Genomic DNA, 20964 nt, shown 5'->3' with positions numbered 1-20964 from the left:
CCGGCCCGTCGAACGCAGCGCCCGCCGCGCCGGCGGCCTTTCGTTATGAGTTGCGCAGCTCCTCCGCGGCCTCGCGGTACGCGTCGGCGGCCCGGGTGAAGTAGTCGAACAGCACTTCGCGCTGCTCGGGTGAATACCCTCCGATGATCTCGCCGATCCGGCGGCGGGCCGGGGCGAGGATCTCGTCGAGATCCGCAGGCTTGTCGACCAATTCGACGATGACTTTGCGACGGTCGCCCGGCACCGGGACGCGGCGCACGTAGCCGGCTTCCTCTAGCCGGTCGATCAATCGGGTGGTCGGTCCGGTGGTCAGGCCGCTGCGGGCGCCGAGTTCGCCGGGGCTCATCGGACCGGTGAGCTCGAGGATGTTGAGCGCGTACAGGTCGGTCGCACCCAGGTCCACGGCTCGGGCGCCGGCCTGTCCATGCAGCATGACCGCGCTCAGGTAGCGGCGGTAGACCTCGCTCGCGTCCTGGCGCATCGATGGTGTTGACACGGATACCTCTCTCTTCTAATATCTTCCTCAACGAAGAAACATCTTCAGAGAAGAAAGATCTTCTAAGAAGAAATCTATCACGGAGGGCCATCATGAGCAGCGACGACACCATCTTCGATACCGCGGACCGCAGTGCACAGAGCCGGGAAATCCAAGGCGTGATCGCGGAACTGATCGACGCCTGGGGCCGCGGCGACGCCGATGCCTACGGCGCGGTCTTCACCGAAGACGCGACCTACACGAGCTTCCTCGGCACCTACTACCGCGGTCGCGGCGACATCGTCACCTCGCACCGCGCCCTGTTCGCCGGGGTGCTGAAGGGCACCCGGCTCGCCGACGACGTGCTGGACATCCGCTTCTACGGACCCGATACCGCGGTCCTCACCAGCCGAGGCGACACCTACAAGGGCAAGCCGAAGCGGGCCGACCAGTTGTCCAAGACGCAGACCTACACGCTGGTCCGCCGGGACGGCCGCTGGTCGATCGCCGCCTTCCAGAACACCAAGCGCAAGAAGCTGCTCGAGCGCATCACCTACCTGTCCACTCCGGCCGCCCGCCCTGCTGCCGAACGCTGAGTCCTGTTTCCGCCCAGAACTTTTCACTCGAAGGAGCCGTCATGAACACCGACACCACGACCACCGAGACCGCGGCAACCGCGCCCCGCCCGCGCCGCCGCATCCTGTCCCGCGTACTCGCCGCCTCCGCCATCACCCTCGGCGTCGCCGCCGGCGGCGGCTACCTCTGGCTGGACAAGACCTCCGACGTGCACAACCTCGGCAGTACCGCATGCACCACCGTCACGCCGTCCGGGGCCGCCGCTGCACCGCAGTCGGTACTGGAGATCTGCGGCCTGCTCGACGAGCTCACCGGCGCCTGGGGCCGCGGCGACGCCGACGCCTACGGTGCGGTGTTCACCGAAGATGCCACCTACACCAGCTATGTAGGCACCTACTACCAGGGCCGCGCCGATATCGCCGGGGGACACCGTGCCCTGTTCGACGGATTCGTGAAAGGCACGAAGCTGGCCGACTCGATCCTCGGCATCCGCTTCTACGGACCCGATACCGCCGTGGTGACCAGTCGTGGCGACACCTACAAGGGCGACCCGAAAAGCCCCGAAGACTTGTCCAAGACCCAGACCTACACCATGGTTCGGCAGGATGGTCGCTGGCTGATCGCCGCTTTCCATAACACTCAGCGTAAGAACGTCATGGAACGAATCTCGTTTCTGTACGACCCGGATACCAGGCCCGCCGCCGAGCGCTGAGACGACCGGTTTCCGGAGCAGGCGCGGTCGAAACCACGCTGCCAGGAAAGCCATCCACTCGGTGTCATTCCGCGCTACGTTGGAGGTGCGTAGACATATCGGACATCGCGAGAACTCTTCGCGGTGTCCGACGTCCGCGTGCCGCATGATCGCCGGTGACGCCGATTCGATGTGAATTCGAGGTGGTCACATGAATCCACAGACGCGTTCGGGCAAGGTGAGCCCCGAGTCGACTCCGGCCGAATCGGACACGCAGCGACAGCCGTCCATCGGGATTGCCGACGAGTTGGAGGCAATGGGCCTGTCCGGCGCTGTCGAGATCGGCCGGGGCGGCTTCGGGGTGGTCTACCGCTGCATTCAGCAGGCACTCGACCGGGTGGTTGCGGTGAAGGTGCTGTCGTCGGAAATCGACGAGGAGAGCCGCGAACGGTTCCTGCGTGAGGAACAGGCCATGGGCCGGTTGTCCGGCCACCCGAACATTGTCGACATCCTGCAGGTCGATGTCACCCCGACCGGACTGCCGTTCATCGTGATGCCCTACTGCACGCGTGGTTCGCTCGAGCAGCTCATCCGCAATCGTGGGCCGCTCACCTGGGCGGATTCATTGCGCGCCGGGGTGAAGCTGGCCGGTGCGATCGAGAGCGCGCACCGCGCCCACATCCTGCACCGGGACGTGAAGCCGGCGAACGTACTGCTCAGTGGTTATGGCGAACCACAGTTGACCGATTTCGGCATTGCCAGGATTCCGGGCGGTTTTCAGACCTCGAGCAGTTTGATCACCGGCTCACCCGCGTTCACCGCCCCGGAGGTGCTGAAGGGCCAGGACCCGACTGTCCGCTCGGACGTGTACGGGCTCGGCGCGACATTGTTCGCCCTGCTCACCGGGCACGCCGCCTATGAAAGGCAGGCGGGGGAGAAGGTCATCGCGCAGTTTCTGCGGATCACCACCCAGCCAGTGCCCGACCTGCGCGATCAGGACATTCCCGCCGACCTGGCCGCCGCGATCGAGCAGGCCATGTCCACCGACCCGCGCGAGCGGCCGGACACGGCCTACGACCTCGGCGAAATGCTGCGCAACGCGCAACGCGAGCACGATCAGGTGCCCGACGAGATGGCGCTGCTGGATACCGCCGTCGCGCCCGAATCGGCCGAGAACGCCGGCGCCGAATCGGCGGTCGCTCGACCCGCGGTGACCGCCCGCCGGAGTTGGCCATTGACGCTGCGGCCCGCGGTGTCGCAATACTCGACCACGAACGGTCCGAACACGTGGCCGCCGACGGCAGTGACCAAGTTTCGCCCGCCGACTCCGGCCAGGGACCCGGTCCCGCGTCCCCGGCTGCTGGACACGCTGCGGGCGGGCGGGCGGCGCAGGCTCGCGGTGATCCATGCACCGGCCGGGTTCGGCAAAAGCACGGTGGCCGCACAGTGGCGAGCCGAACTGACCGAGGGCAGGGTGGCGGTCGCCTGGATCGGGATCGATCGTGCCGACGACAACGAGATCTGGTTTCTTGCCCACCTCATCGAGGCCATCCGCCGGGTCCGCCCCGATATCGGTGAGGGCCTCGACCAGGTGTTGGAGGAGCGGCCCGCCGACGCCGTCGCGTTCGTCATCGCCACGCTGATCGATGAGATCCACGCGGCGGGCTCCACCATCGTGGTGGTCGTCGAGGACTGGCACCGGGTCACCGACGCGGGCGCGCACCGGGCAATGGAGGCATTGCTGGACAACGGATGCCATCACCTGCGCTTCGTGGTGACCAGCCGGGAACAGTCGGGTCTGCCGACCAGCAGGCTGCGGGTCTACGACGAGCTGGTCGAAATCGGGTCGTCGGCGTTGCGCCTGACCGCGGCGGAGACCAGGCAGATTCTGGTGGAGCGCAACGGTTTCGCGCTCACCGACACGCAGGTGGAGGAGATTCACACCGCCACCGACGGCTGGCCCGCCGCCATTCAATTGGTGAGTCTTTCCTTACGCGGCAACGCCGATCCGGCCCAATTGATCGCCAATCTTTCCGAGGGCAATCACGGCATCCGTGAGTATCTCGCGGAAAATGTCCTGGACACACTCGAGCCCCAGATGCTCGACTTCTTGACGTCGATCTCGGTGACCGAGCGGGTGTGCGGTTCGCTCGCCGCGGCGCTGTCGGAGGATCCCGAGGCCGAACAGCTGCTGGAGCAGGCGGAGCAGCGCGAGCTGTTCCTCCAGCGCATCGCGCACGATCCAGAGTGGTTCCGGATGCAGCCGCTGTTCGCCGAGCATCTGCGCGCCCGGCTGGAGCGTGCCAACCCCGGCCGGCTCAAGGCGTTGCACCGCAAGGCATCCCGCTGGTATGCCGAGCATCAGCTGTTGCGCAAGTCGGTCGATCACGCGCTGTCGGCCACCGATCTGAAGATGGCGCTCGATCTGCTCGAGGGCGGCGGCATGGATCTGATCGACGGGTCCCGGCTCGCGACCCTGCTCGGCACCGTGGCGAAATTGCCTATGCAGCAGGTTTCTTCGCGATCCAAGCTGTTGATGGCGGTCGCGCGCGCCAATGTCAATCTGCAGCAGTCCAGTGCGGCGCGCACCGCGCTCGGTCGGCTGTCGAATGTGCTGGCCCGCGGATCGTCCACCGACGTCGAGGTGATCAGGCAACGGTGCGAGGCTGCGGTGCTCGCCGCTGCGGATTCGATTGCGAGAGACCACACCGAGGGCGTGCTCGACCGGGTGGCCGACTGCCTGCAGCGGCCGGATGAACTGCCTGCGTGGACGGTGTCGACCGCGGCGAACCTGACTTCGTTCGCGCGGTTGTGCGACTTCGATTTCGATGGCGCCCGCGAGATCCAGGAGTGGGCTGCGGAGTATCACGCACGATCGAAGGACCCGCTCGGCGCGGTCTTCGGACTCTGCGGGCAGGGCGCCGCGGCATATGAGCAACTCGATATCGCCACTGCCACAGTATGTTTCCAGCAGGCCTTCGAGACCGCACGCATTCGCTCGGGTCCGCGCTCGCACGGGGTGCGGGTGGCCGCCGCACTGCTCGGTGAATTGAGTTACCGCCGTGGTGATCTGACGATGGCCGATCGGCTGCTCGACGAAAGTCATCAGCTTGTCACCCGGGTCGGGCCGGTCGACTTCCTGATCTCGACCTTCGTCATCGGCGCCAGGGTCAAAGCGGTGCTCGGTGATATGCACACCGCTACCGCCCGGCTCGACGAAGGCGATCGGATCGCCTCCGACAACCGGCTGAGACGGCTGGCCGCGCACATTCGTGCCGAGCGGCTGCGGCTGGGACTGCTCACCGACACCGCGGCCAGGCGCGCGATCGATTCGGCAGGCTACGAGTCCGATACCTCCGGCACCATCCACCACGCCCACCGCATGACGGGGGCGGGCGCGCTGACCGCGGAGGCGGAGGAGATCGCCGCCATCCGGGCACTGCTCGCCCAACGCCAGCTGCGTTCCGACGACCGCGCGGTGCGCAGAGCCCGCGCGCTGCACGCCAGGATGGTCGAACAGCATCGTCCCCGTGCGGAATTGGATACCGCGCTCTTGCTCGCCGAGTGCCTGGCCGACTCCGGTTGGGTCGGTGAGGCCACCGGACTGCTGCTGCCCGCGGCCCACACGTGTGCGGACCTCGGTTGGACTCGGCCACTGTTGGACGCCGGTCCGGGCGTGGTTGCCATTATTCGGGTGCTGCGCACCGAAATGCATTCGGGCACTGGGCAATCCGGAGACGCGACACTGCCCGCCCTGTTCCTGGATGAACTCCTGGACTGAGCGGGCAGGTGCGCGATCGTGGTGCTATCCCTGCCACCAGGGACGCAGCGGCAAGCCGGACTCACCGTTGGGGCCGAGCTTGACGCCGAGTACCTGGTGCAGCTGAACCACGTTGCGCTGGAAGCCGAGTCGGCACCCTGCCATGTACAGGCCCCACACCTTTGCGGTGCCCTCGCCGACTTCCTCGACGCACGCATCCCAGTTGGCGACCAGATTCTTACACCATTCGTGCAGGGTGAGGGCGTAGTGCTCGCGTAGGTTCTCCTCGTGCACCACCTCGAGCCCGATGTTCTGGATCTCGGAAATGATGCGGCCCGAACCGATCAGCTCACCGTCGGGGAACACGTAGCGGTCGATGAAGTCGCCTGCCTTGGTGCTGCGCAGGTTGTCGGGCCGGGTGATGGAGTGGTTCAGGAACAGGCCGCCGTCGCGCAGCTTGCTCTGGATGTACTCGAAGTAGTACGGGTAGTTGTGCACACCGATGTGTTCGGTCAACCCGATCGAGGACACCGCGTCGAAGCCGACCTCGGGAATGTCGCGGTAGTCGGAGTGGCGCACCTCGGCCAGCTCGGACAGCCCCTCCTCGGCGATCTTCTGCTGCGCCCATTCGGCCTGCTCGGCCGAGAGCGTCGCACCGATGACCTTGACGCCGCGCTTGGCCGCGTAGCGGACCATGCCGCCCCAGCCGCAGCCGATATCGAGCAGCCGGTCGCCTGTCTTCAGGCGCAGCTTGTCGAACACCAAGCGGTACTTGTTCTCTTGCGCCTGCTCCAGCGTCCACTGCTCGTCCTCGTAGACCGCGCAGGTGTAGGTCATCGATGGGCCGAGGACGTACTCGTAGAAGGTATTGGAGACGTCGTAGTGGTGGTGGATGGCCTCGGCGTCGCGAGTCTTGGAGTGGCGCAGCCCCTCGAGCGCGATCCGGCGCCAGCGCGGCAGGGTCTCCTGCGGCGGCGGCGCAATCGGTCGCAGCCGCTCCCAGCCGAGCGAGCGGGCGATCGTCACCAGGGCCAATGCCGAGGGGCGGCGGAACTTCAGCCCGTCCATCGCCTTGAGGATCTCGTAGGGATCGCCGGGGTGCACGCCGGCGGCGGTCATATCACCAGAGATGTAGGCGCGGGCCATACCGAGATCGCCCGGCGCGGTCGCCAGGTAATTGATACCGCGCGGGTTCTTCACCTCGAGCGCGAACTCCGAGTCCTCCGGGCCGGTCGCACTGCCGTCGTAGGCGGTGAACCGGATGGGAATTTCGCCATCGAGCAGCGTTTCGAAGACCTCAGCAATGCTGAGTTTGGTTCCCAGATCGGCGAAGACATCGGAACGGTCCTTGAATGTCGTCATTTGCGTTGCACCGCCTTCGAGTACAAGTCCAGCAGTCGCTGGTCCGGGTCGTAGCGCTTCTTCAGTTCGGTGTACGTCTCGCCCCCATAGAGGGCCGCGAAATCATCCTTGCCGTAGTACGAATCCGAGTACAGGGACTTATGACCGTCGAACTCGGTGACCGTCTGCTCGATGGCGCGGTTGGCCGCGCCCTCGGGCTGACCTGCGACCGTCGCAACAGCCGACCAGAATCCGACGTTCACGTAGGTGCGGTTGGGCTCCAGCGGGTACAGCGGCCACGGCCGACCGGTCCGCGCCTGGGCGCCGGTGTCGCGCAGCCGCAGCGGGCACAGCCACAGCGGTTCGATCGGGATCTCGCGCAGGAACCACTCGACGAAATCGGCGGTCCGCTCGACCGGGACCTCGATATCTTGCACGACGCGCTCGCGCGGTAGGTTGCCCTGGCGGGCCTCCAGCCGGTCGCCGATGTGGTAGCGATGGTCGAGCGCGATGAGCTTCCAGTAGAAGCTGCTGCGCCGGTAGCGCTTCGGCCAGAACCGGCGGTACTTCGGGTTCTGCGCGCCGAACGCCCGCGAGCACCAGAACCAGTCGGTGTCCCAGCGCCACAGGTAGTCGTGGATGGTCAACCTGTCGCGCTTGGGACGAGCGGAATCGTGCTGGATGGACCGGTAGTAGATGTCCATATCGGTGTAGTCGCTGACCGGGCCCGGCTCGTCGGTCTGTCGGCCGAGGGTCAGGTAGCTTTCCTCGGCGGTGAACACGACGCCGTCGAGATAGTCGACGCGTTCACCGTCGTAGGTCTTCGCGGTGACGATCTCGGCCAGCGTGGCTTCCAGCGCCCGCAGGTCGTGGAAGCGGATGTGCCGCAGCGCCACGTAGGGCTGCACGGTCTCCAGCTCGATCTTCAGCCGCACGGTGTAGCCGAGCGTGCCGTAGGAATTCGGGAAGCCGCGGAACAGATCGGCGTTCTCGCCGTTCGGTGTCGCGGTGATGATCTCACCCGCCCCGGTCAGCACGTCCATCTCCAGCACCGACTCGTGTGGAAGGCCGTTGCGGAAGGAGGTGGACTCGATGCCGAGGCCGGTGACCGCGCCACCGAGGGTGATCGTCTTGAGTTGTGGAACCACCAGCGGCGCCAGCCCATAGGGCAGGGTGGCAGCGACTAGATCCTCGTAGGTGGTCATGCCCGCCACATCGGCGGTTTTGGCGGCGGCGTCCACCACAATGACCTTGGCCAGACCGGAAACATCGAGTCCGGGTGCGGGATTCTCGGCCCGGGCCCGGAACAGATTCGATGTCTTCTTCGCCAACCTGACGTTGGCGTCGTCGGGTATCGCGCGGTAACTCGCCAGTAGGCGGTCGACTCCCGCTCGATGCGCGGCGAACCCTGATTCGTGTGTGGCCGGCGCGTGTCCGGCCTTCCCCAACAGACTCACTGCCACTCCTCGACGCTAGTACGCACCCAGGTGCTCAGCCACCGGAAGGGCGCTGACGAGGGATAAATGTCACGCATCTGTTGCATCGGGAATACCTCCCGGAATGAGCCTTGCGGGAGCCTAACAGTGTGGCCGCGGCGGCGCAGCCGAACCTGGACGATGGCCCGGCAGCCGGGCAGGGCAGGATGGAGGGCGGTCGTTATACCGTATTCGGACAAGGGAGCTCATTGTGGGACAGGTCAGCGCCAGTAGTTCGATCGCCGTCTCGGCGGATCCGCAGCGCGCGCTCGAGGCCATTGCGGACTACGAGACGGTGCGTCCGCGCATCCTCTCCTCGCACTACAGCGACTACAAGGTCATCGAGGGCGGCAAGGGCGCCGGCACCGTGGCCGAGTGGACACTGAAGGCCACCGAGAAGCGCACCCGCAATGTGCATGCCGTCGTCACGGTGTCGGATTCGATGGTGACCGAGCGTGATTCGAACTCGACGATGGTGAACACCTGGACGGTGACGCCCGACGGTACGGGCTCGCAGGTCACGCTGCGCACCTCGTGGAAGGGTGCGGGCGGCGTCGCCGGTATCTTCGAGGGAATCTTCGCCCCCTTGGGACTGAAGAAGATTCAGGCCGAGGTGCTCGGAAACTTGCAGCGCGAACTGGCCTGACACAACACCTGGAAGCCCTGGCGAAAGCCGGGGCTTCGGTGTCGGTCGATCATGCCGCGCCGATATCGAAGAGGTTGCCCTCCGGATCCGCCAGTGTCGCCCACTTCGCGCCGAACTCGTCGAAGTCGCCGATGTGCTCGGCGCCGAGGCCGATTGCCCGATCGATCTGCTCGCGCCAGTCGGCGGCGTGTAAGTCGAGATGGATCACATTCTTGCCGGGCGTCTTGTCCGGCACCTGGATGAACATCAGCACCGGCGCCGGGCCGGAGCCCATGCCGACCGTCGCGAACTGCGCGTTTGCCTCCGGATCCACCGGCTTGTCGAGTAATTCGGACCAGAAGGTCGCAAGCGCGGCGGCATCATGACAGTCGAACGTGATGTGTCCGAGTGTGAGTGTCATCGAGATTCTCCTCTGGCTAGAGCAGGCCGATGGGCCAGCAGACTTCGGTTCGGTAAGCCGCAGGGTCGTCGATCTGGTCGGGGCCGAGCACATACAGCTCACGGACGGGTTCGGCCAGTGCGTTGTCGTGCTCGGCGACATAGCTGCCCAGCGCGCCGTAGGTGCGGTCGACATCATCGAACGATCCATTGTGTACGGCGATCGCGAACCGGCGGGCGGGCAGCTCGATGAGTGTGAGTTCCTCGGGCAGCATCATCCGGGTGTCTGCGGGGACGGGAACGAACGCGACGACCTCGCCCACCTCTTCGGCAAAGAACTCCATCGAGTAGGTGGCGCCCGCGATACCGGCCGGCGCCACCTTCGCCGCCTCCAGCGTCTCGTAGAGCAGTGGAAAGGCCGAATCACACCAGGGGCCGACCGCCGGCCTGGTGACCGTGTCGACGAACGCGAGGACCGGCATCGCGGGAATCGAACGGTATTCGACGACAAGCGGTGCGGCGGGTGTCAGCAGCGAACGCAGTGAGGCGACCACGTCCTTGGTGCGCTGCAGTTCGGCCTCCATCCGCGCCAGGTGCACGCGCAGCGCGGCGTTTCTGGTGTCCTCGTCGGAGGCGGCGAGCACGGCCTTGATCTCGGGCAGCGGCATATCCAATTCACGCAGCCGCCTGATCAAATGAGCCTGCGCGACCTGATCGGTCGAGTACCGCCGATACCCGGAACCGGGATCGACCGCGGTGGGCTCGATCAGCTCGATGTCGTGGTAGTACCTCAGCGTTTTCACGCTGAGGTACGTCAGCCGGGCGAACTCCCCGATGGAGACGGTCGCTGTCATGGCTTCCAGCGAACACCCTCCAGTGAGGGGAGAGTCAAGCGGCCCGTGTCATCGCACCGGTTCCGGCATCGGCGCGGTGATGGTGGTGAGGTATTGGATGGCGGCCATAATCGCGATCGGAGCGGAGACGAACAATTGCCCGGCGACCGCGCCCAGTGCGCCGACCGCCAGCACACCGCCGAGACAGCCTGCGGCGGCGGCTGGGAGGAACGCGCCGAACAGCCCGACAATGGTCGCCGCAGCGACGGTGCCGGCCGCGACAGCGCCGAGCACACAGCCGACTGCTGCGCCGCCGATGCTGCCCGCCAACGTGCCGACCATTGTGCCGGTGGCGATCGTGGTGATCATGCGGTTCCAGGCCGCTTGTTCGCGCTGGTAGGGGGTCCGGAAGTCGGCGGTGTCCTCGAATGGCAGTGCGACAGGCGTGTAGACGGCGTGGTCCAGATCCAGGCGCGGGGTGAGGGTCGCGGTGTGGCCGTCGATGCGCGCGTCGATCGGGAAGACGAAATCATCTATCCGGAACGACAATTCGGCGCCCACGAGCAGAGTCTGATCGCGCGCGCGGATGGTGAACAGTCCGTCTTGCGCCGACATCGCGGCTTCGGTTTCCACGATGGCCGCGCCGTCGACGAGTCGTGCGGTGAAACCGGTTGGGCTGCTGGAGGTTTGATCGTCGGCTGTGGCTGCTACCGGGCAACCCAGCAGCACGCTGGACGCCAGCGTGATGGCAAGGACGACATTCTTGAATCGCATGGTCGAGTCCGTTCGGATGCTGCGGAACTGAGGAATGGTCGCTGGACGGTTCAGCTGAGATCGGCCAGTGCGGCTACGACAGCGGTGGCGACCTGCTGCTGGCCGAGATCGGTCAGATGGACGCCGTCCTCGAGATGCGTGTCCGGCGTCGGCGTCGTGCAGGAGAGCACATCGATCGTCGGTTCGGGCCGGTCCACAAGGATCTGTGCGGTTACCTCGAGGTCCTTTGCCGACCAGCTGATCTGCGCTCGTTTGAAGTGGAGAAAAGCAGAAACGCGTGCCTCGTCCACCGCCGTCGGGGTGAGCCAGATCCATTCGGCGGAAGTCAGCTGGGATACACATTCGTGCAGCCAGCCGAAGTTGCGCTCGGTTTCGGCGATGCTGACCAGTCGTGGTCCTTCCGGGCCACCGATTCGCTGGGCATCGTTGGCGCCGAGCTGGCACAGCACCCAGTCCGGCTGGTGAAATCCCAGTCCCGGTAGCGAACTCAGCGCCTGTGTTGTGGTGGATCCGGACACGGCCAGGTTGGTCAACCTGATCGCGTCGTTCGGCCGTCGGATCGCGAGCAACTGCCGCAGGATCTCGAACCACGACAGCCGATCCGCCGTGCTGCTTTCGCCGATGGCGACCACGTGCTGTCCAGCGGCGAAGGGCAGTTGGTCGACCTGGGTCGCGATCACGGGGTCTTCGAGCAGCGTCGCAGCAGTTCGGTGGGTGCGCGCGGTGAAATCGGCACCGCGAGCCTGGTATGCGCCGACATCGAGTGTGAACAATCCGGCGATCTGCTCATCGGTGAGGCCGTTCAAATACGGCAGCGACTTCGCGGGCTGTTGGAAGCGCAGCAGTTTTTCGAGCATGTCGGAATTCATCGGTGATTCTCCTATCGAATTCAGTTGCTGGACAAAGGATTCGGGCGACGGCCGATCAGGAAGCCGACTGCGATCAGCCAGGCCAGTCCGGTGAAACGAGAGATGGGCAGCAGGAAAGCGGCGCCGGGGAAGGTCAGAACGAGCGTGCTCAGCAGCGAAGCCACCGCGATGGCCAGCCCGATCCGGATCACCCATGACGCGAAAAGCCGTGCGGGCAGCGCTGTTATCGCGATGCCCGCGATGAGCAGGCCGGTCGAAACCACGGTGCCGGGTCCGCCGACCAGGAAGGCGAGGTTGTGCAGCGCGCGGACCAATGCGGGTTCCGCGGTGACCCCTTGCACGGTCAGGACCCAGGTGACCAGGCCGGACGATGCGAGGAAGGCCACCGCAAGCACTCCGCCCGCCAGCGCGAGGGTGATGCCGGGGGCCTGTCTGCCCAGCGCGCGCAGTCGGGTCGTCACCGTCGCGACATAGATCGTCAGCGGGATCGTGCAGGCGAATTGCAATACCGCTCCGGTGCGCACTGCGTCCGGATAGGTGCGGAAGTACGTCAGCGCGTCGTCGGGCGAGCTGAACGGCGACGGGAACGGGTTTCCCGCCGCGCGGAACGTGCTGATGAGGAGGCCGGCGATGAACAACGCGGCGGTCATGGAGCCGAGTAGGCCGAGGGGCGGGTCGATCTCTTGCGGTGGTCGCAACGGTGGGTTGGTGGTGTGCGGCGCGGACACAGCTATCAATTCTCCTTAATGAATCATTCAGTCGAGTGAACGATATCGGCATGGGTACGATAGCCCCGTGACCGAGGGTGAGCAAGTGCGGCGAGGCGACGGCGTGCGACGGCCGATGCGAGCGGTGTCGTTTCAGCTCGCTCAGCTCGGAGCCCATGCCACGCAGCGATTCGCCGAACGGGTCGCCGACCTCGGGCTCACACCGCCGGACGTCGGACTACTGCGAATGATCGCGAGCCAACCGGGGCGCAGCCAGCGATCGCTGGCCGCGGATCTCGGCGTCGTGCCGAGCCGGGTGGTTACGCTGATCGACCAATTGGACGAGAAAGGGCTGGTCGAGCGGCGGCGCAGCGCGAAGGATCGCCGCAATCACGAGCTGTACCTCACCGGGGACGCCGAGCGGCTGCTCGGTCGCATGGCGCAACTGGCCATCGTGCACGAGGACGATCTGTGCGGCGTTCTCGACGACGACGAATACGAACAACTTGCCACCCTGCTCGGGCGCGTCGCCGGTCGGCAGGGATTGGCTCCCGGCGTGCATCCCGGTTACAAGACCATGTCCGGCGGCGCATCGGACGGATGAGCGCCGAGGTGGGCCGAGCCGGATCTGCTCAGGGTGTCGCGAGGACGAAGGTCAGCAGCAGTGTGGGCTGTGTGGAGCCGCGCCACCAGGAGTAGCCGAACCAGACGCCTGGGGTTACCTCACGGATCTCGTCGTAGACGGGCGGGGTCGGGGAGGGGGTGTAGTTCAACGCCCAGGTCGGCAGCCCATCTGCGAGGGCGGGCGCGGCGTACACGTTCGCGCGCCAGCCCTCGCCGCCCCCACCGGTGATCCTGTTCATCAGGTAGTCGCCGTCGGGGCCGGTGTAAAAGGTCTTGCCGATCCAGATTGCGGGGACGATCGACTGCGCGTAGACAGGCTGAAGTACCCAGCCGTTCTTGATGCCCGTCGGGGCTTCCCCCGGTGCTGCGTCACGGAAGATGGCGCTCTGCTGGGCGAGCCCGCAGCGCAAGCGCAGCGAAGCGATGGTTGCGGCGCGGTTGTCCGGATAGAGGACGCAGCCGCCGCCGTAGTCTCGCGCCGCCACGACCGTGGAATCGTCGGTACTCCTGGAGTCTGCCGAGGCAGTGGGCGCGTAGACCCCTGGGAAGAGGCTCGGAAGTCCTAGCGACAACGTCAGTGCGCTCAGCAGAACTCGGCTCGTACTCATCGCTGTCTCCAGAACTCACTTCATCAGGACTCCCCCCACGCACGAGGGTAAAGGTCGGTAGCTGGGAACACCGGCGGTCGTGTCCAAGTCGAGATCTGCTCGCCAATGGCTGTTCACGGAGTCGCGAGGGCGAAGGACAGCACCATTGTCGGCGGGTCCGTATCGCGCCGCCATGAGTAGCCGAACCAGACGCCCGGCGTGATCTCGCGGATCTCGTCGTAGATCTCTGGTGTCGGTGACGGGGCGTAGTCCAGCGCCCAAGTCGGCCCGCCGTCGAGGATCGCGGGTGCGGTGTAGACATCGGCGGGCCAGGCCTCGATGTCGGCGGCGGTGAGCCTGTTCATCAGGTAGCCGCCGTCCGGATTGGTGTAGAAGGTCTTGCCGTTCCAGAGTGCGGGCGCCCACGACCGTATAGACATCGGGCGGATCACCCAGCCGTTCTTCACCCCCATCGGGACCGCGCCGCGTGGTGCATCGTCGAAGATCGCATCCTGCTGTTCGGCGGAACAGCGAAATCGCAGCGAATCTACTGTCGCCGCCCGGTTTCCCGGATCGAGGAAACATCCCGCGCCATAGTCGGACACCGCTGCGCCCCCGGCGTCCGCTGCTGCCGAGGAAGTGCCGAACAAGCTGGGGAAACCTAGGGAAAATGCGAGCACTACGAAGAGGAGTGCCCGGTTTGTACACATGCTGTCTCCGGACCTGTCACACCAGTCCCCGACATGCTCGATGGTAGGCCGGCAAACATCGTCTACCGGGGATGGCAATCAATCCGTTATCGACCCGCGGTCGGCCGGGTCCAGGGCGGCCGATCATTCGCCGATGCCGATCGGGGCGATGATCGAATCGGGGCTAGGCTGGACGGCGATACTTTCCGCAGAGAGGAACCAGCCGTGCAGCCCGGTGGTCAGTTCGACATGCAGCAATTACTCGCCCAGGCGCAGCAGATGCAGCAGGCGGTGATGGAGGCTCAGGCCGAGATCGCCGCGACCGAAGTCGAGGGTCAGGCCGGCGGTGGTTTGGTCAAGGTGACGATCAAGGCCACCGGTGAGGTGCTTTCGCTGACCATCGACCCGAAGGTCGTCGACCCCGACGATGTCGAGGGGCTGCAGGACCTGGTGATCGGCGCGGTCAACGACGCGATGTCCAACGCGCAGCAGATGGCGTCGCAGCGTCTCGGTCCCCTGGCGAGTGGCGGATCGCTGCCCGGTCTGCCGGACTTCTGATTCGGGGACGGAGCAGTTGTACGAGGGGCCGGTTCAGGATCTGATCGATGAACTCGGCAAGCTGCCGGGCATCGGTCCTAAAAGCGCGCAGCGCATAGCCTTTCACTTTCTGCAGGTGGAGCCGCCGGAGATCGACCGGTTGCAGGCCGCCCTGCAGAAGGTGCGTGACGGCGTGCAGTTCTGCGTGGTCTGCGGCACGGTTTCCGACAACGAGATGTGCCGTATCTGCGCCGATCCGCGCCGCGATCGCACCATGATCTGCGTGGTGGAGGAGCCGAAGGACGTGCAGGCCATCGAGCGCACCCGCGAGTTCCGCGGCCGCTATCACGTGCTCGGTGGCGCACTCGATCCGCTCAGCGGCATCGGCCCCGATCAGCTGCGGATTCGGGAGCTGTTGGCGCGCATCGGGAACCAAGAGGACGGCATCGATGTCACCGAGGTGATCATCGCAACCGACCCGAACACCGAGGGCGAGGCGACGGCCACCTACCTGGTGCGGATGCTGCGCGATTTCCCCGGCCTCAGCGTGACCCGCCTCGCCTCCGGGCTGCCGATGGGCGGCGATCTGGAATTCGCGGACGAGCTGACGCTCGGCCGCGCGCTGTCGGGTCGTCGCGCGCTGTAGCCCACCGATTCAAGCGGTGGTTTTCAGGGGTTGCGCTGCGCTGGACGCGGGTTACTGTGTCGGGGATGAGCATCGAATTTCTGCTGACCACGCTCGTCATCGTCGCCACTCCCGGCACCGGGGTGCTCTTCACGCTGGCCGCCGGGCTATCGCGGGGCGCGCGGGCTAGTGCGATCGCAGCCTTCGGATGCACGCTCGGGATCATCCCGCACATGATCGCCGCGGTCACCGGTCTTGCCGCGCTGCTCAACGCCAGCGCTGTCGCGTTCCAGACGTTGAAATATCTCGGTGTCGCCTACCTGCTGTACATGGCGTGGAACACCTTCCGTGACAAGGGCGCACTCGCCGTGCCGGAGGACGCGCCGGGTGAGCACACCGCGCCGTCGGCACGGCAGGTGATCACCTCGGCGGTATTGCTGAACATCCTCAACCCGAAGCTGACGATCTTCTTCTTCGCCTTTCTGCCCCAGTTCGTGCCGACCGGAGCGCCGAATGCGTTGGTGCGCATGCTCGAACTGAGCGGCATCTTCATGCTCGCGACGTTCGTCGTATTCGCCGTATACGGCGCGTGCGCCGCAGCCGTGCGCAACCACGTCATCTCCCGTCCGATGGTGGTCACCTGGATGCGGCGCATCTTCGGCGCTTCGTTCATCGCTCTCGCGGGCCGGCTTGCCGTCCAAAATCAGTGAACCGCAGGCCTGTCACCGCAGCGAGGGTTCGGATCAGAGGTCGACTCGGGTCCAGGCGAGGGTGTGCAGGCGAGTGCGGTCGTCGGTGGCCCACTCCCAGATCAGGTCGGCGACGGTCGAGGCGTCGGTGAGCGTGGTGCCGAAGTGCTTGTTGGGCGCGCCGTCTCGGTACTCGACGGTGAACGTGCCCGATTCGTCGCGATAGGTCTGCATGTAGACCTGGTCGGCGCGTTCCACGATCAGATACGGGTTCGGTGGGGCGAGCTCGGAAACCCACAGCTGCGCGGTTGCTTTCGTGAGATACGGGAATTCGCCCGCCCCACCGTGCGTGACGGCGGCGGGAACGCTGCCCGCCGGATCGATCAGCCAGGCGAGCTGGGGGTCGTAGACCGCGTATTTCAGCGGTGTCGCGAGCGCGAACAGCAACTGGCGGACGTAGCCGATCGCGTCATAGGGGCAGGGCACGTGCAGCACCGCACCGGTCGCCGCGCCACCGACCGCATCCGTGCCGAGGAAATGGTCGTCCTCGGGTAACTCGGCGTTGCGTCTATTCAGCTCCGCCGCCAGCAGCGCCACCACGTCTGTCTCGGCAAGACCCTGCTGGGTGGACAGGTAGGTGTCCACTTCTGCGAGCGTCGAAGCAGCACCGGACGGCAACAAGACGTGGTCGTAGTTCACCCCGGACAGGGTACGGGGCGGCTATCACGGCCCGACCGCGTGTTCAAGCGGTGCGGGTGCCGGGGGTGGTCGGTTCGGTGCATGCACAGCCGCCCGCGATATCGGCGCAGTCGATGACGAAGGCGTGCCGGGCGTGGTCGAGATCGATGCAGTCTTCGTCGGTGCATTCGGCGATCCGGCCGAGGTGGACGATGATGGTGCCGTGACAGTGGTCGACTGCGGATTCGCAGGACCGACACGTGGGTGCGCGCATATGACCTCCAGACGAGATCGATTCGTAATTCGGTCATATCACCCGGGCGGGCGCGTCGGTGGGAAGTCTGCTGCGTGTCGCGCCACGGCATCGAGAACGCGGCTGTCCGGACACTGGCGATCCATGTCCCTCCGCATGCGCGCCACGGTGTGGTGAACTTGCTGTATGGGCATCAAGGTGTCGCTCGAACACCGGACCACCTACACTTTCGACCGGCTCGTGGAGATCCATCCCCACGTGGTGCGCCTGCGGCCCGCACCGCACTCCAGGACCAGAATCGACGCCTACTCGATGCGGGTGACGCCCGCTGACCACTTCTGCAACTGGCAGCAGGATGTCTTCGGGAATTTCCTTGCCAGGCTAGTTTTTCCGAACCCGGCCGGCGAGCTGTCGATCACCGTCGGGCTGATCGCCGATCTCGAGGTGATCAACCCGTTCGATTTCTTCATCGAGGACTACGCCGAGCACTTTCCGTTCGGCTACAGCAGGGAACTCCTCGCGGATCTGGAGCCGTACCTGCGACCGGTGGACGAGGCGGGACGAGGTTCGGGACCCGGCGAGTTGGTACGCGACTGGGTGCGCACCCATGTGCCGAGCGACCAGCCGCGCACCATCGACTTTCTTGTCGCGATCAATCAGGCGCTGCGTCAGGACGTCGGCTACACGATCCGGATGGAACCCGGGGTGCAGTCACCCGACCACACGCTGCGCACCGCGATCGGGTCGTGCCGCGATTCGGCCTGGCTGCTGGTGTCCATCCTGCGCGAGCTCGGCCTGGCCGCGCGATTCGTCTCCGGATATCTGGTGCAGCTGGCCCAGGATGTCCCCGCACTCGACGGGCCGTCGGGTCCGCCCGCCGACTTCACCGACCTGCATGCGTGGACCGAGGCCTATCTGCCCGGCGCCGGATGGGTCGGGCTCGACCCGACCTCGGGTCTTTTCGCAGGCGAGGGGCACATTCCCTTGGCCGCGACACCGCATCCGACTTCCTCGGCTGCGATCACCGGTGCCACGGGCCGGACCAAGGCGACCATGGATTTCGCCAACACCGTCCGGCGCGTCCACGAGGATCCACGAGTCACGTTGCCCTACACCGGATCTCAATGGGAGCGCATCAGCGCATCCGGTGCCGCGGTCGACGCGCGGATGACCGCCGACAAGGTCGGGTTGACCATCGGCGGCGAGCCGACCTTCGTCTCGATCGATGATCAGACCAGCCCCGAATGGACCACCGCCGCCGACGGCACGCACAAGCGTGAACGCGCGATCGATCTGGCTGATCGGCTGCGTCGGATCTACGCTCCGACCGGTCTCGTCCAGTACCGGCAGGGCAAGTGGTACCCCGGAGAACCGTTGCCCCGCTGGGAGATTGCTGTCGCATGGCGCACCGACGGCGAGCCGGTGTGTACCCGCCCCGACCTGCTCATCGACCCGTGGTCGCCACCGCGGGTCCTCGACTGGTCATCCGAAGGTGCCGCGTCGAGTGTCGAGCTGATGGCCGAACACACTGCACTGCAAGACAATTCCGTCGGCATGGTCGACACTTCGGCGATGCTGGGTACTGGGCAGCCGGATCGGTCCACTGACCGTGCGACAGTTCGGCGCATGCAGCGGCCCGTGCCCGCCGCTCGCGATTCGGCGCGCGCGCTGATGGCACATGTCGCCGCGCGCATCGGGCTGCCGGACACGCAGGTCCGGCCGGCTTTCGAGGATCCGCTGGCACGGCTGGCCGGTGTGGTCGGCGCGCCGGTCGGCGACCCGGTGGTGCCGGGGGAGGACATCGAACCGGATGTGGATTCGGCACCGGCGCGCCGCGCCCTGCTCGAGAAGCTCGATGCGTCGGTGACCGAACCCGCCGCGTACGTGCTGCCGCTGTATCGGCGCGAGGACGGTTCCGGGTGGGCCAGCGCCGACTGGCGCTTGCGGCGTGGCGCGACGCCGCAGCACCCCGAGGGCCGAATTGTGTTGACCGACGGCGATTCTCCGGCCGGGCTGCGGCTACCGCTGGATTCCATCTCCTGGCGCACACCGCGGACGCCGCCGGACCGCGACCCACTGTTCGTCGGACCGCTGCTCGCGCCGCGAAGCGAACCGCCCGCAGTGGTCGAAGATCCGGACTGGGAGCCGACCACGGCACTGGTCGGCGAGGTGCGCAACGGCAGGCTGCACGTATTCCTGCCGCCGCTGGCGGAACTCGACGACTTCCTCGATCTGGTGCGCCACGTAGAGGCGGCCGCGGCGGCGCTGGGCCCGTCCGGTCAGCCGGTGGTGCTGGAGGGTTACCCACCGCCGGTCGATGCCAGGCTGCGCACCCTGTCGGTGACTCCCGACCCCGGGGTGATCGAGGTGAACGTGCAGCCCACGGCGTCGTTCGCCGAGCAGTGCGAGCTGTTGTCGACGCTGTACGAGCAGGCGCGACTGGCGCGACTGAGCACCGAATCGTTCGACGTCGACGGCAGCCACGGCGGCACCGGCGGCGGGAACCACATCACCCTCGGCGGTGTGACGCCCGCGCAGTCACCACTGCTGCGCCGCCCCGACCTGCTGGTGTCCATGCTCACCTACTGGCAGCGGCACCCGGCGCTGTCCTATCTGTTCGCGGGCCGATTCGTCGGTCCCACCTCGCAGGCTCCGCGGGTGGACGAGGGCCGCGAGGACGCGCTGTACGAGCTAGAGATCGCCTTTGCCGAAATAGCCAGGCTGAGTGGAGAGTCGGCGCCGAAAGACGCCTCGCCGTGGTACGTCGATCGCGCGCTGCGCCATCTGCTCACCGACTTGACCGGCAACACCCACCGCGCCGAATTCTGCATCGACAAGCTCTACAGTCCCGAAACCGCCAGGGGCAGGCTGGGATTGGTGGAGCTGCGCGGCTTCGAGATGCCGCCGCATTTCCAGATGGCGATGGTGCAATCGCTGCTGGTGCGCGGTCTGGTCGCCCGATTCTGGTCGCAGCCCTTGCAGGCGAAGCTGATTCGGCACGGCGCGAATCTGCACGGCCGCTTCCTGCTTCCGCATTTCTTGATGGCCGATATCGCCGAGGTCGCCGCGGATCTGCGCGCGCACGGCATCGATTTCGACACCAGCTGGCTGGACCCGTTCACCGAATTCCGTTTCCCGCGCATCGGCACCGTGGTGCTCGGTGCTGTCGAGATCGAACTGCGCGGCGCGATCGAACCGTGGAACACCCTCGGCGAGCAGACCGCCGAGACCGGCACCGCCCGCTACGTCGACTCTTCGGTGGAGCGGCTGCAGGTGCGCGTGGTCGGCGCCGATCGCGACCGTTTCGTGCTGACCTGCAACGGCATGCCGGTGCCCTTGCTCGCCACCGACAAGGCCGATGTACAGGTGGCGGGAGTGCGCTATCGCGCATGGCAGCCGCCGAACTCGCTGCACCCATCGATCACCGTTGACGCGCCGCTGGTTTTCGACCTGATCGATGCCGAGACCGGACTTTCGCGCGGTGGCTGCACCTACCACGTGGCACACCCCGGGGGCATGGCCTACGACGACCCGCCGGTGAATGCCGTGGCCGCGCAATCGCGCCGCAATCGGCGCTTCGAGGCGGCCGGGCACACTACCGCTCGGGTCGATCCAGGGGAACTACGTGCGAAGATGACAGCACAGTCCACCGATATCGGTGCGCCGGGCATTCTCGACCTACGCCGGGCCAGGACGGTATGGGGACTGGTCAGCAATCGGTAGGTCGACTGCGCGTCCATCCGGCGCGCAACGGCAA

At 66.2% G+C, this 20964-nt stretch carries 21 protein-coding genes; 9 read left to right on the top strand and 12 right to left on the bottom strand.

Going from position 1 to position 20964, the window contains the following annotated elements; all coding sequences use genetic code 11:
• Positions 1-43 precede the first annotated feature (43 nt).
• Complete coding sequence (locus ACLMAL_RS16370; protein ID WP_328408246.1) at positions 44-496, bottom strand: MarR family transcriptional regulator; 453 nt, start codon at positions 494-496, stop codon at positions 44-46.
• Positions 497-588: 92 nt separating this feature from the next.
• Between ACLMAL_RS16370 and ACLMAL_RS16365 the strand changes: the two genes are divergently transcribed.
• The 3 genes from ACLMAL_RS16365 (at position 589) to ACLMAL_RS16355 (ending at position 5523) form a co-directional block, all read left to right on the top strand.
• Positions 589-1071 (top strand): SgcJ/EcaC family oxidoreductase, encoded by a 483-nt coding sequence (locus ACLMAL_RS16365; protein WP_411999830.1) that lies wholly within the window; start codon positions 589-591, stop codon positions 1069-1071.
• 41 nt (positions 1072-1112) lie between these two features.
• Positions 1113-1763 carry an SgcJ/EcaC family oxidoreductase gene (locus ACLMAL_RS16360; protein ID WP_411999829.1) on the top strand — a complete coding sequence of 217 codons (651 nt, stop codon included), beginning with the start codon at positions 1113-1115 and terminating at the stop codon, positions 1761-1763.
• A gap of 190 nt (positions 1764-1953) precedes the next feature.
• Complete coding sequence (locus ACLMAL_RS16355) at positions 1954-5523, top strand: protein kinase domain-containing protein (protein ID WP_411999828.1); 3570 nt, start codon at positions 1954-1956, stop codon at positions 5521-5523.
• Between the two features lie 24 nt (positions 5524-5547).
• Here the strand turns inward: ACLMAL_RS16355 and ACLMAL_RS16350 are convergent, their stop codons facing one another.
• Together ACLMAL_RS16350 and ACLMAL_RS16345 are read right to left on the bottom strand one after the other, a co-directional pair.
• Positions 5548-6864, bottom strand: coding sequence for a class I SAM-dependent methyltransferase (locus ACLMAL_RS16350; RefSeq protein ID WP_411999827.1), 1317 nt, complete (start codon positions 6862-6864; stop codon positions 5548-5550).
• The gene (locus ACLMAL_RS16345; protein ID WP_411999826.1) at positions 6861-8300 is read right to left on the bottom strand and encodes an FAD-binding oxidoreductase; all 1440 of its coding nucleotides are present in this window, start codon (positions 8298-8300) and stop codon (positions 6861-6863) included. The genes ACLMAL_RS16350 and ACLMAL_RS16345 overlap by 4 nt, the downstream gene beginning before the upstream one ends.
• Positions 8301-8529: 229 nt before the next feature.
• On the opposite strand from ACLMAL_RS16345, the gene ACLMAL_RS16340 reads away from it, so the two are divergent.
• The gene (locus tag ACLMAL_RS16340; protein ID WP_328408257.1) at positions 8530-8964 is read left to right on the top strand and encodes an SRPBCC family protein; all 435 of its coding nucleotides are present in this window, start codon (positions 8530-8532) and stop codon (positions 8962-8964) included.
• Positions 8965-9013: 49 nt separating this feature from the next.
• Here the strand turns inward: ACLMAL_RS16340 and ACLMAL_RS16335 are convergent, their stop codons facing one another.
• The 5 genes from ACLMAL_RS16335 to ACLMAL_RS16315 are packed head-to-tail and all read right to left on the bottom strand — an operon-like array spanning position 9014 to position 12546.
• Complete coding sequence (locus ACLMAL_RS16335; RefSeq protein WP_411999825.1) at positions 9014-9364, bottom strand: VOC family protein; 351 nt, start codon at positions 9362-9364, stop codon at positions 9014-9016.
• A gap of 16 nt (positions 9365-9380) precedes the next feature.
• A complete protein-coding gene (locus ACLMAL_RS16330; protein WP_411999824.1) occupies positions 9381-10196 on the bottom strand; it encodes a MerR family transcriptional regulator in 816 nt (271 codons plus the stop codon).
• Between the two features lie 48 nt (positions 10197-10244).
• Positions 10245-10949, bottom strand: coding sequence for a hypothetical protein (locus ACLMAL_RS16325; protein ID WP_411999823.1), 705 nt, complete (start codon positions 10947-10949; stop codon positions 10245-10247).
• 50 nt (positions 10950-10999) lie between these two features.
• Entirely contained in the window at positions 11000-11818 is an 819-nt protein-coding gene (locus ACLMAL_RS16320) for an SGNH/GDSL hydrolase family protein (RefSeq protein ID WP_411999822.1), read from the bottom strand.
• Between the two features lie 20 nt (positions 11819-11838).
• Positions 11839-12546: a hypothetical protein gene (locus ACLMAL_RS16315; RefSeq protein WP_411999821.1), complete on the bottom strand. Its 708-nt coding sequence runs from the start codon at positions 12544-12546 to the stop codon at positions 11839-11841.
• A 67-nt stretch (positions 12547-12613) separates the two neighbouring features.
• On the opposite strand from ACLMAL_RS16315, the gene ACLMAL_RS16310 reads away from it, so the two are divergent.
• Entirely contained in the window at positions 12614-13129 is a 516-nt protein-coding gene (locus ACLMAL_RS16310; RefSeq protein ID WP_411999820.1) for a MarR family winged helix-turn-helix transcriptional regulator, read from the top strand.
• A 28-nt stretch (positions 13130-13157) separates the two neighbouring features.
• Here ACLMAL_RS16310 and ACLMAL_RS16305 read toward each other — a convergent pair whose 3' ends face one another.
• Both ACLMAL_RS16305 and ACLMAL_RS16300 read right to left on the bottom strand, forming a co-directional pair.
• Positions 13158-13757: a hypothetical protein gene (locus tag ACLMAL_RS16305; RefSeq protein WP_411999819.1), complete on the bottom strand. Its 600-nt coding sequence runs from the start codon at positions 13755-13757 to the stop codon at positions 13158-13160.
• A gap of 113 nt (positions 13758-13870) precedes the next feature.
• Positions 13871-14446 carry a hypothetical protein gene (locus tag ACLMAL_RS16300; RefSeq protein ID WP_411999818.1) on the bottom strand — a complete coding sequence of 192 codons (576 nt, stop codon included), beginning with the start codon at positions 14444-14446 and terminating at the stop codon, positions 13871-13873.
• A gap of 204 nt (positions 14447-14650) precedes the next feature.
• Here ACLMAL_RS16300 and ACLMAL_RS16295 point away from each other — a divergent pair, with 204 nt between their 5' ends.
• The 3 genes from ACLMAL_RS16295 (at position 14651) to ACLMAL_RS16285 (ending at position 16297) form a co-directional block, all read left to right on the top strand.
• Positions 14651-14983: a YbaB/EbfC family nucleoid-associated protein gene (locus tag ACLMAL_RS16295; protein ID WP_328408272.1), complete on the top strand. Its 333-nt coding sequence runs from the start codon at positions 14651-14653 to the stop codon at positions 14981-14983.
• 16 nt (positions 14984-14999) lie between these two features.
• Complete coding sequence (gene recR / locus ACLMAL_RS16290; protein ID WP_328408274.1) at positions 15000-15608, top strand: recombination mediator RecR; 609 nt, start codon at positions 15000-15002, stop codon at positions 15606-15608.
• 65 nt (positions 15609-15673) lie between these two features.
• The gene (locus ACLMAL_RS16285; protein ID WP_328408276.1) at positions 15674-16297 is read left to right on the top strand and encodes a LysE family translocator; all 624 of its coding nucleotides are present in this window, start codon (positions 15674-15676) and stop codon (positions 16295-16297) included.
• Between the two features lie 33 nt (positions 16298-16330).
• Here the strand turns inward: ACLMAL_RS16285 and ACLMAL_RS16280 are convergent, their stop codons facing one another.
• Positions 16331-16975, bottom strand: coding sequence for a hypothetical protein (locus tag ACLMAL_RS16280; RefSeq protein WP_328408278.1), 645 nt, complete (start codon positions 16973-16975; stop codon positions 16331-16333).
• Positions 16976-17018: 43 nt separating this feature from the next.
• Positions 17019-17228 carry a hypothetical protein gene (locus ACLMAL_RS16275; protein ID WP_328408280.1) on the bottom strand — a complete coding sequence of 70 codons (210 nt, stop codon included), beginning with the start codon at positions 17226-17228 and terminating at the stop codon, positions 17019-17021.
• 165 nt (positions 17229-17393) lie between these two features.
• Between ACLMAL_RS16275 and ACLMAL_RS16270 the strand changes: the two genes are divergently transcribed.
• Positions 17394-20930, top strand: a complete 3537-nt coding sequence (locus tag ACLMAL_RS16270) for a DUF2126 domain-containing protein (protein ID WP_411999817.1) — start codon at positions 17394-17396, stop codon at positions 20928-20930.
• Positions 20931-20964 lie beyond the last annotated feature (34 nt).

Origin of the sequence: Nocardia sp. CWNU-33 (assembly GCF_046764895.1) — a bacterium.
Lineage (GTDB): Bacteria > Actinomycetota > Actinomycetes > Mycobacteriales > Mycobacteriaceae > Nocardia.
Note: the sequence above shows the minus strand (reverse complement) of the source record. Positions and strands in the feature narration are given on the sequence as shown.

Coding starts and splice junctions, on each gene's coding strand:
- ACLMAL_RS16275 (WP_328408280.1), bottom strand. CDS start 17,228: ATGCGCGCACCCACGTGTCGGTCCTGCGAATCCGCAGTCGACCACTGT.
- ACLMAL_RS16365 (WP_411999830.1), top strand. CDS start 589: ATGAGCAGCGACGACACCATCTTCGATACCGCGGACCGCAGTGCACAG.
- ACLMAL_RS16300 (WP_411999818.1), bottom strand. CDS start 14,446: ATGTGTACAAACCGGGCACTCCTCTTCGTAGTGCTCGCATTTTCCCTA.
- ACLMAL_RS16305 (WP_411999819.1), bottom strand. CDS start 13,757: ATGAGTACGAGCCGAGTTCTGCTGAGCGCACTGACGTTGTCGCTAGGA.
- ACLMAL_RS16350 (WP_411999827.1), bottom strand. CDS start 6,864: ATGACGACATTCAAGGACCGTTCCGATGTCTTCGCCGATCTGGGAACC.
- ACLMAL_RS16335 (WP_411999825.1), bottom strand. CDS start 9,364: ATGACACTCACACTCGGACACATCACGTTCGACTGTCATGATGCCGCC.
- ACLMAL_RS16325 (WP_411999823.1), bottom strand. CDS start 10,949: ATGCGATTCAAGAATGTCGTCCTTGCCATCACGCTGGCGTCCAGCGTG.
- ACLMAL_RS16285 (WP_328408276.1), top strand. CDS start 15,674: ATGAGCATCGAATTTCTGCTGACCACGCTCGTCATCGTCGCCACTCCC.
- ACLMAL_RS16320 (WP_411999822.1), bottom strand. CDS start 11,818: ATGAATTCCGACATGCTCGAAAAACTGCTGCGCTTCCAACAGCCCGCG.
- ACLMAL_RS16360 (WP_411999829.1), top strand. CDS start 1,113: ATGAACACCGACACCACGACCACCGAGACCGCGGCAACCGCGCCCCGC.
- ACLMAL_RS16270 (WP_411999817.1), top strand. CDS start 17,394: ATGGGCATCAAGGTGTCGCTCGAACACCGGACCACCTACACTTTCGAC.
- ACLMAL_RS16355 (WP_411999828.1), top strand. CDS start 1,954: ATGAATCCACAGACGCGTTCGGGCAAGGTGAGCCCCGAGTCGACTCCG.
- ACLMAL_RS16330 (WP_411999824.1), bottom strand. CDS start 10,196: ATGACAGCGACCGTCTCCATCGGGGAGTTCGCCCGGCTGACGTACCTC.